Here is a 2,555-nt window from a genome sequence, read left to right as displayed (position 1 = left end):
TAAAGACGGGCTTGCCTTCGCGCAGCTGCTGCCGGTCTTCCCCGGTCAGCGGGACGCCGCCCATTTCTTTGGGGACGTAAATCTCACGAGCGCCTTCCGGGCTGTCGGGGTTGTAGCGGGTATAAGAGGGCTTGCCGCTGCCTTCGTCCAGCTTGACAAAGGAGGAGAATACCTCGCCGTCCTTACGCTTCATGTCTTCCACGAAGATGGCCTTGCCCGCGTTAAGGTCTTCCACCTGTTTGGCTGTCAGCTCTACGCCACCTATCATCTGCCGGTTAAACAGCCTGTCGTTCTCAAAGAGGAACTCGATGCCCCGGCGGTCGGCGTTTACCTGGATATGGGCGTTGAACTCCTTGCCCTTGTCGGATACCATGCCCTCGATATAGACGGCCTTGCCTTCCTTCAGGTCGTTTTTCTCGTATTCCGACAGTTTGACGCCTTTTACTTCATCGGGGATAAATACGCTGTCGGCTTTCAGGGCGACAATCTCGTTGGTCAGCTTGTCGATGCTGATAAGGGAGGGGATGTATTCCCCCGCACGGTTCTTAATCTCGACGACACGCCCCATATTGCCGCTTTCGCGGAGGTTCTTCTTATCCTCCTCCGAGAAGATATGCCCGAAGAAGGCTTTTTCCAGTTCCGGGGCCTTGCGGATGCCGTGCATGGCCAGTACGACCGGGCCTTCCTTCGAGGTCTGGAACGATAGCCGCGCGTCGGTGCGCAGGACTGCCGAGCCGAAGTTCATACTGATCGGGACGAGGGTGTTGGTCTTGTAGCCTTTGAGCATACCCTCCAGCAGCCCCTTTTCCTGTAAGTACTCGCGGGAAAGGCCGAAGTTCTTCAGCTGCTCCCAGTTGATCATGGATTCGTTGTAGCGGGGTCTCCTTTCATTGGCGACGGGTTCCGCCTGTACCTGCGCCTGCGCCTGTTCTTGCTTTGCCATAACATGTTCGTTTTGATTGTTGATACTCTGTTTCTCAGCCGTTCCTTTCGGCTTGATTTCATATGTTTCGAGGAATTTCCGGACTTCCGGCGTATCCTTTCCCGCCGCCAGGTCTTTGAGCGTTTCATTGAACTCTTTGAATTTCCCGAAATTCAGCTTAAAGAGCCGGAAGCGGGTCGGGTCTTTGGCCTGGCTCCGGAAGTTGGAGAGGAAATTGGATACGATGTTGGACGTCCAGTCGATTTTCAGGAAGTCGTTCTGGTGCTCCTTGTCCGCCGGGACGGTTTTCGCCTTGCCGTCTTTACCGATTTGGGAAACCGCGCTGACGGAAAGCTCCTTCTTGTCCATGATAAGCAGGATGTCGCTTATCTGCTCGTCCTGTAATTTGGGGGTATCGCCCCGGATGTCCTGTTTTGACATATAGCCTTATTTTAAATGGTGGATAATAAAAAAACGTCTCAAAAATAGGCGTTAATTTTATGTATAAGGCTGGTTGTCAAAGCAGTGGTGTATATACGTCGTCATATGTCATCTTATGACATGGGAAAAGCGGCAAATTTGTGCCATCGCGGAGACGTTTACTAAAAGAAAAGCGTCCGGATAAAAAAACACCCGGAAGAAACCTGTTTTTTTCTTCTTCGGGAGCATATGAATGTCCGGCTTTGGGTAACTGTTTACAGCATAACGGGGTTCATCTTCATCGTATCCATATTCAGGAATACTCCCGCCTGGTTAGTCATTCCTTCCCTGAACAGCTTCCACAGCAGCTTCGCGCCTATATTCGCCAAAGTGGAGTTAATGAATAAGTCCTGCTTTTCGATGGCTTCGGCAAGGGAACAGGACGGGCCGGATTCCCTGTCATCGGCATTCAAAAGGTCGAAGCGTTCCGTGACGCAGGGCAGCTTGCCTACGGGAGCGTACAGCTTCGATTTGGGCTGCCTGATCTTCCCGAATGTTCCCAGGATAACCTGCCCCGCGTTCTGCGTATTGCCGAAGTCGAGCCAGTAGAGCGGCTTTTCAAAATCATCATATTTGCCTCTACTCACTCGGGGCAGCAGCTCTTCCGCGACAGACAGCCGGGATTTAACCGTATCGGTGCAGGTAATAATAATGTTTGCCGGATTACTGTCATAAAAATCCGGTACGGCTTCCCATCCTGTGGAAAAGAAGCGGTTGATGCGCGTTGTCAGTACAACGGCTTTATTCAGTCCCGTGTCGCTGACGCTGAACAGCTGCCGCCCCAGGTTGGCTTCCGTTACCGTATCGGGGTCGTATGCCGTAACATGCAGTCCGGGGTGTCCGAGCGCTATAAGCGTATGGCTGATGCGCGACAGGGCGGTCAGTACCTGTGAGCCTGTGCCGCCGCATCCGATAAGGCTTACCGTTACCGGATGGGTAGGGTTCAGCAGGTAGCTGTCTGTAAAATGCATTTTCTGTTTCATTGCAGTAAATCGTTTAATGTGAGTATTTTTCCTTTCTTCCCAAAGGGGATTAATTCGCTGTAGTCGAAAGAGTCGGTCATATTTTTCGTTACTGTTACCAGATTATTTTTTGTCGGGTTGCTATCGCCTCCCAGGTGCGAAAACTCGCTCAGCCAGAATTTCTTCTCCCA

Annotated in this window: 2 protein-coding genes and 1 pseudogene; all 3 read right to left on the bottom strand. The window is 51.9% G+C overall.

Annotation, left to right across the window (positions count from 1 at the left end):
* On the bottom strand, positions 1–1,363 hold a 1,363-nt coding region (locus tag ACYPZI_RS15785; RefSeq protein WP_459603306.1), incomplete at its 3' end, for a DUF3945 domain-containing protein.
* Between the two features lie 254 nt (positions 1,364–1,617).
* A complete protein-coding gene (locus ACYPZI_RS15780; protein ID WP_459603304.1) occupies positions 1,618–2,385 on the bottom strand; it encodes a PRTRC system ThiF family protein in 768 nt (255 codons plus the stop codon).
* A pseudogene (locus ACYPZI_RS15775) lies at positions 2,382–2,555 on the bottom strand (PRTRC system protein B); the annotation flags it as partial. The gene ACYPZI_RS15780 and the pseudogene ACYPZI_RS15775, both read right to left, overlap by 4 nt.

Source organism: Dysgonomonas reticulitermitis, from assembly GCF_054601275.1.
The sequence above is the reverse complement of the archived record's forward strand: the minus strand, read 5'-3'. Positions and strand labels throughout refer to the sequence as shown.